The organism is Acinetobacter sp. YH16052 (assembly GCF_013417155.1).
GTDB lineage: Bacteria > Pseudomonadota > Gammaproteobacteria > Pseudomonadales > Moraxellaceae > Acinetobacter.
This window is the reverse complement of sequence record NZ_VPEO01000046.1, coordinates 1-6370: the sequence shown is the minus strand read 5'-3', so window position 1 is coordinate 6370 and position 6370 is coordinate 1. Positions and strand designations below refer to the sequence as shown.

Here is a 6370-nt window from a genome sequence, read left to right as displayed (position 1 = left end):
AGGTTAAAGACTGTTAAAGGATTATGTTTATTCTGATCTACTACTAACATCATTTCTAAATGCAATCCTTTGTATTCTGCATATTCAAAGCTATATATAAAGCTGTACCCATCTTTAAATAAGCTCTTAATCTTTCTAGTTAATTTGTTAATATCGAATGAATGGTTATTATCTAGTCCTATTGTATATCTTAAAGCTATAGGTCGATCTATCGTATCCCTAGCATGAGCTAGAGCTAGATAAATCTCTTTCATGTTAGATTGTTTTAATTTATATGCTGTATTGATTGGATAGCCTAAATACTTACTTGTTTTTAAAAGTTTACTCATTAATTAGTTAAAGGGAATATAAGTCTTATTTTGTATTGTTATTAGATAAATAGAGAAGATATAAGCTAATAGTTAATATGATATTTACTATATAAAGATTGATATATTTATATGTTATACATAGCTATAGATGTAGTAGAGATATATGTATGTTAGATAGTATCTATTACTCTGTTTATCCGAATTGTTTTTGATGTGGCTGAAAGCCTTATGCTGTAAGGGATATAGGCATATTTTGATAGATTTTAGATGGTTTATAAATTATTGATTTATAAAGAAATATAAAAATACCGTTGTCGCTATTGAAACAGTATTAAATAAAATCAATGACTTATAAAATTGATGTACCTGAAGGCTAGTGTTTTATTGTTCTTTTAGTAATGAGAGAGATACTAACACATCATGACAAATTTGTCAAGATTCAATACCTTACAATCAAAATAGACCTGTTTTTATGGTTGTTTGAATACATACACCTACTGAGCCGAAAAGTCGGTTGAGTGGAAATAGTATTAATTCCTAGCACTGAGAGCAGAATTGCGCTGAGCTAATTAGTACAATGTTCTATATGTTGTTTGATGATTGGTATAAAGATTTATATACGTTTCCACCATTGGTGGGAGCGTTATTCATATTCAGTATCCATTTTTGGATGATGTATTTTATTAGATACTAGATATTGTGGTTGTCAGATAATCCTAACACTAGATAGAGATATAAATATAATTCTTTATGCTCACCATTGCTCATAGGAGAGCGTTTAGACACCTTGCCTATGCACTTGCACCACTTAACCTTAAACGAGCTGTAAGAGCAAATGAGAGCTATTTAGAGCTATAGAGATATTTGATTAGTAATTGCTTAGTTAATTCATTGTCCTGCAATGGAGGATATTAAAATCTGTCAGCGTAGACCAGGTATTGATTTAAGTACCTTGTCAAAGAGGGAGGGGATAAAGCTAATCTGCTCCCACCCCTAAATCCTGTCCTTAGTTTGAGGATAGGTACTCCGTATTAAGCAGGGGTTTTTCTTTTAAAGCTCCGCTTCCTTTCCATTGAGAAGCAGATAGACATTACATAACTAATTTTAATGAAAGGCTTGTTCTACTGATCTAGTTGTATTCAGAAATAAACAAAAATTTGTATGGTTAATAATATTTATAAAACTAGATATTTGTATGCACACTAATGCTCTATTGCTTGAATAGATTTAAAAACAAATGATGTAACTTGTATTCTCTTTTCTCTTTTCTAATTTCTGTTTTCTCCACGCCCTCTGTTCTTCTCAATACCTTATCAAACTTCATGCAGTCGGTTGGATTCTGATAACTCTGTACGCTCCCAAATTTTTGGGAACGTATCAAATACCTGTCACGGCGTACACAGCTATCAGATTGGTAGAGATAGGATTTAAATATAGTCCTAGATGCTCACAGAATCGCTCAGATTGAACGAAATACACCTTACCTATATCTATGTACCACTATACTTTTTAGAAGCACCTTAGAGCGCAAATGAGAAGCCATGAGCAAGTGTAAATTTCTATTCCCTGTCCAACCTGCATTGCAGGATAGGTAAATATATCTGAATCCATGCACTCAATTTGCTATGCAGATAATCAAAATTAAAATCAAAATTTTTGAAAGGAAGATGGGCTTTTCTGAAATAAAAAAAGCTTTAAAATGCTTTACTGTTTGCTGTATGCCTTGCCCTATAAGGCTTTCAGAGGGTATGTGTGATACTTTTTACCGTAATGTGTGATACTTTTTACCTGTTGATAAGTGGTTTAATGTGATATTAATTACCGTATTGATGATATTGATATTATATTAGAACAGTGATAAAAGATTACTAATATAACAAAATAACAAATTCACTACCAAAGTGTTGAGAGGGGAAATGAGTAAGGATTCAAGGCTTGTGGTTAAAGATAATAGTTTGATTGATGCCAGTTTCAATCTGTCATTGGTTGAGCAAAGATTGATGTTATTAGCCATAGTTGAAGCTAGAGAGCTAGATAAACTAACACCTGAAACACCAATTGAAGTTAAGGCTACAGCTTACAGAGATCAATACAAGACTGATGAGAGTAACGCCTACTCACAGTTAGCAGATGCTACAAAACAATTGTTTAATAGACAGTTCAGCTATATTGATAGGTATGCTGATACGGATGCTGTAACCGTTTCTCGTTGGGTTAATGAAGTAACTTATGTAAATGATAAGGGTATGGTTGTAATGTACCTGAATCGAAATGTAATAAGCATGATAAGCAGACTTGAAGCTAACTTTACTCAATACCTGTTAGAGCAAGTAAGTGAGTTTAAAAGTAAGTACAGTATTAGATTGTATGAGTTACTGATTAAGTATAGAGATATTGGAACAAGTAAGAAGTTTGAAATAGCAGAGCTTAGAAGTAAGCTAGGCTTAGAAGATAATGAGTACAAGCTAAATGCTGTATTTAAAAGGGATGTATTAGATAAGGCAGTTAAAGAGATCAATGATAAAGCTGATATACAGATTAAGTATGAACAGTTTAAAGAGGGGAGAAAGGTATCTCATATCCTGTTTAAGTTTATTAAGAAGAAAGAGAAGAAGCAGAAAGAGAGTAAAGATAAGAATACTGTAGATATGTTTACAGGACTAAGTATTAAACAATGCCTTATGTTTGGTGATAAGTTAAGTAGAGATATAGCTTTCCAAAACCATTACAAGGCTAATGTTGGAGAGAGTATAGAAGATTATGCAGAACGAATAGCTACAATGCTATCAGATGCTTTCTATATTAAGGAATGGATGACATACCTAGAAAGTGTGGGATATGTACCTAGCAACAAATAAGGGAGCTATATAAGCCCCCTTTTTTATTGTCTGTTATTTAAGACGTTCAGATAGTTGTTCTTCCATAGCCTTAAGTTTAGCTTTGTATTCTTTAATAGAGCTGATTAGTTTGTCATTGCTCAAGTCTTTATAGTCATCCTTGCTAACTGTATTTGAATCAGTACCACGTTTAACTACAGCTTTACGAGGTTTACGTTTAGCAGGGTATGTATATTCTTCTACAGCTTTCTTTTTAGCACCTGTTAAACCTAATAGCTCTACTGTACGAGTACGTGATACCAATGTACAAGGTTTATTATCTTTACCTGTAAATAGAGTTGCTATCTGTTCAGGAGCTGCATCCTTTACTAATTCTAATACTACAGCTTTAGATAGGTTGCCACGAGGTTTAGTTGTAATTGCCATATTCAATACCAACATTTACTTGTTTATTGCTTATAAGCCTATCAGATTGAACGCTGTACGTGAATAGAAATAAATTAGCAAGGCAATTATGCTCACTCATTCACGTAGAGAGAGAAGAACGATGCAAATTATTTTGCACCGCCTACACTAAAAGGTAGTAAGTCTATAACTATTTAGCAGATGCTTCTTTTACTTGAGCATCAAATCTTTTAAGTGCATTAAAAGCCTTACTATCTACAGTACCATCTACAATGGCTACTTCATGTGCGCCTTTGCTAGTTGATACTTTCATCCATGTTCTTTTTGATTGCAGAATTTTAGTTAAAATGCTGTAACTTACAACCATTGTAGCTTGTGAATAGTTAGCCCCTACAGCTTGATCAAAACTAGTAGCATGATCATTCTTTATATTAATAATTTCCCCATCAATATTAAAAGATACTGAGTGAATATTTGCTATTTCATTGAATAGTTGAATAGTAATACCAACATTATCAGGATGATTATCTAACCATGATGCACCAACCATTGGGCACACCATGCTTTTACATGCTGCACCATGCGGAGCAATTGCTACACTTTTCACACCATCAAAATTACTTACTGCTGTCTGTGGATTTAATCCTGATGTTGTTGCACAACCTATAGCAAAAAGACTTGCTAACCCGATGATTAATATTTTTTTCATAAAAATCTCTTAATTATTCAAAAGTAAACTGAATATAGCATTATAAGTATTTAAGACTGATAAAAGCTATCATTAGACTATACTGAAATAATAATCAAATTAAATGAGAATATATCTATCATTAGAGTTGTATTGATAATTAAATGATAGTATTATCATAAGACTTAAAGATATAATGTTATATGATAATGACAGTAAGAATATATGTAAGAGCTAGTACAAAAGACCAAGATGCAGAGAGAGCATTAGATAGCTTAAAAGAGTTTGCTAGTACCATAAACGGCGTTACTGTTGAATATGTAGAGAATGAATCAGGTACAAAGCTAGATAGACCTGTATTAAATAAATTATTAGCAGATGCAGAGAACGGAGATACATTGCTTGTTGAGAGTGTAGACCGCTTATCACGTTTAAAACAAAATGAGTTTGAAGTATTGAAAGGACGTATAAAAGAGAAAGGATTGAAGCTAGTTGTTGCTGATCTGCCAACTACTCATGTACTGCTGAATACAGATGATACCATTACAAGCTCTATCCTGAATTTAGTTAATAACCTGTTAATTGATTTGTTAGCTACTATGGCTCGATTAGACAATGAAAAGCGTATAGAACGAATTAAACAAGGTTTAGAGAGAAGCGGATACAAGCCTACAGGTAAGAAAGCAGATACAGCTAAACATGATCGTATTAGAGAGTTAAGTAATAAAGGCTTAACAAAAGAAGAAATAGCTAAAGCTGTAGGTTGTGGCGTTGCTACTGTATATAGAGTTTTAAAGGAGTAATGTATGGATGTATGTAGTTGGGATTGGTCAATTATTGCTACCTATCAAGATGTGATGGGAACTTATTTAGGAGTAGCAGCAACCATAGCATCACCAATAATAGTTGCTATTTATATTTACAAAAAATGGCATGATCAGAAAGGAAAGGAAGTTATAGCTAATGAAACAAAAGAAATTTTAAAAATAGTAGAAGATTTAAAAAATGACTATATGTATAGATATGGAAAAATAGATAGTTCAATTAACTATAAAGACCTTTTTAATAGAGATGATTTAGCTACTCATCGAATTAATAGCTTTAGGAATGATAGAAAGTATAGAGATAGAGTAAGTTTACTATTAGAAATAATTGAAGATAAAGAGATACAAGAAGTTCAACTTAATATAAAAGAATATACATTTCAATATACTAAACAAGAAATGAGTACTGATAATCAAGAAAATTTAGAAATTTTAGAAAATAAATTAAATTTTTTAATTGATAGTTTAAATAATCTAAATCGAATCCTTATAGAGTATATGATGTATAAAAAGGAAATTGTTTTTAAATCTAAAAGCGTGTAGGCGCACCGCACCTCATACGTGAGAGAGGGGAAAAGAGATATACTCTATCCCCTAGATTGTACGGAGTTGATAGATAATAAATGCTACAGCTACAGAGCATAATAAAAGTGTCATAGCTCTATCTCCTTAAACTGTTCTAATAGCTTTACATCATCCACAAGTGGCATGTATAGCTTTACATTACTTAAATCAATACCATCTAAAGCAGGGAGAGCATCAAGAATGTTTGATGTGATCTTGTCTAGCTTTTCTTTATTCTTCACTACTTTGTAGCCTTGTTCTGTATCTGCTTTTACTTTATTTGTTAGATATTGCCATACTACTAAATTAGAAATGAGTTGATTGTATGTGCTGTTAATTAAATGTTGATTATAGTCGATCATTGTTAGCCTGTTGTTGTTCCAAATGTTTTCTTATATTGTACTTGTTGCTTGTCATCCTGTTTAGCTAGGTATGAAGCTCGATACATACAATCTTTAAATTGTTCTGCATTTTTTAAATTGTGTCCTACTTTACTTCCACCTGAATCAGATAAATATTCTTCCTTTCGTTCATGGAAGTTAAAAGAAACTTTCTTATATTCCTGTTCAATATTTATGGTTACACCATTTAAGTTGAATAGTACCTTTCTTAAAAGGTTAAAGACTGTTAAAGGATTATGTTTATTCTGATCTACTACTAACATCATTTCTAAATGCAATCCTTTGTATTCTGCATATTCAAAGCTATATATAAAGCTGTACCCATCTTTAAATAAGCTCT

The 6370-nt window shown here is 32.0% G+C and carries 6 protein-coding genes and 2 pseudogenes; 3 read left to right on the top strand and 5 right to left on the bottom strand.

Translation table 11 applies throughout. The features are described from left to right. Positions 1–329, bottom strand: a pseudogene (locus tag FTV42_RS17410) (hypothetical protein); the annotation flags it as partial. Positions 330–2227: 1898 nt separating this feature from the next. Here FTV42_RS17410 and repM point away from each other — a divergent pair. Then, entirely contained in the window at positions 2228–3169 is a 942-nt protein-coding gene (repM, locus tag FTV42_RS15090) for a replication initiation protein RepM (protein ID WP_179995756.1), read from the top strand. 33 nt (positions 3170–3202) lie between these two features. On the opposite strand, the gene FTV42_RS15085 is transcribed toward repM, so the two are convergent. Together FTV42_RS15085 and FTV42_RS15080 are read right to left on the bottom strand one after the other, a co-directional pair. Beyond that, a complete protein-coding gene (locus FTV42_RS15085) occupies positions 3203–3574 on the bottom strand; it encodes a hypothetical protein (protein WP_179995755.1) in 372 nt (123 codons plus the stop codon). A 169-nt stretch (positions 3575–3743) separates the two neighbouring features. Further along, positions 3744–4262 (bottom strand): hypothetical protein, encoded by a 519-nt coding sequence (locus FTV42_RS15080; RefSeq protein WP_179995761.1) that lies wholly within the window; start codon positions 4260–4262, stop codon positions 3744–3746. 188 nt (positions 4263–4450) lie between these two features. On the opposite strand from FTV42_RS15080, the gene FTV42_RS15075 reads away from it, so the two are divergent. Next, a complete protein-coding gene (locus FTV42_RS15075; RefSeq protein WP_179995760.1) occupies positions 4451–5044 on the top strand; it encodes a recombinase family protein in 594 nt (197 codons plus the stop codon). A gap of 3 nt (positions 5045–5047) precedes the next feature. Further along, the gene (locus FTV42_RS15070; protein ID WP_179995759.1) at positions 5048–5608 is read left to right on the top strand and encodes a hypothetical protein; all 561 of its coding nucleotides are present in this window, start codon (positions 5048–5050) and stop codon (positions 5606–5608) included. Positions 5609–5718: 110 nt separating this feature from the next. Here FTV42_RS15070 and FTV42_RS15065 read toward each other — a convergent pair whose 3' ends face one another. Both FTV42_RS15065 and FTV42_RS15060 read right to left on the bottom strand, forming a co-directional pair. Next, the gene (locus tag FTV42_RS15065; protein ID WP_179995758.1) at positions 5719–5991 is read right to left on the bottom strand and encodes a hypothetical protein; all 273 of its coding nucleotides are present in this window, start codon (positions 5989–5991) and stop codon (positions 5719–5721) included. Positions 5992–5993: 2 nt separating this feature from the next. After that, positions 5994–6370, bottom strand: a pseudogene (locus FTV42_RS15060) (inovirus-type Gp2 protein); the annotation flags it as partial.

Bases quoted from the DNA above. Each gene is read 5' to 3' on its own strand.
- repM (WP_179995756.1), top strand. From the start codon at position 2,228: ATGAGTAAGGATTCAAGGCTTGTGGTTAAAGATAATAGTTTGATTGAT.
- FTV42_RS15075 (WP_179995760.1), top strand. From the start codon at position 4,451: ATGACAGTAAGAATATATGTAAGAGCTAGTACAAAAGACCAAGATGCA.
- FTV42_RS15065 (WP_179995758.1), bottom strand. From the start codon at position 5,991: ATGATCGACTATAATCAACATTTAATTAACAGCACATACAATCAACTC.
- FTV42_RS15085 (WP_179995755.1), bottom strand. From the start codon at position 3,574: ATGGCAATTACAACTAAACCTCGTGGCAACCTATCTAAAGCTGTAGTA.
- FTV42_RS15080 (WP_179995761.1), bottom strand. From the start codon at position 4,262: ATGAAAAAAATATTAATCATCGGGTTAGCAAGTCTTTTTGCTATAGGT.
- FTV42_RS15070 (WP_179995759.1), top strand. From the start codon at position 5,048: ATGGATGTATGTAGTTGGGATTGGTCAATTATTGCTACCTATCAAGAT.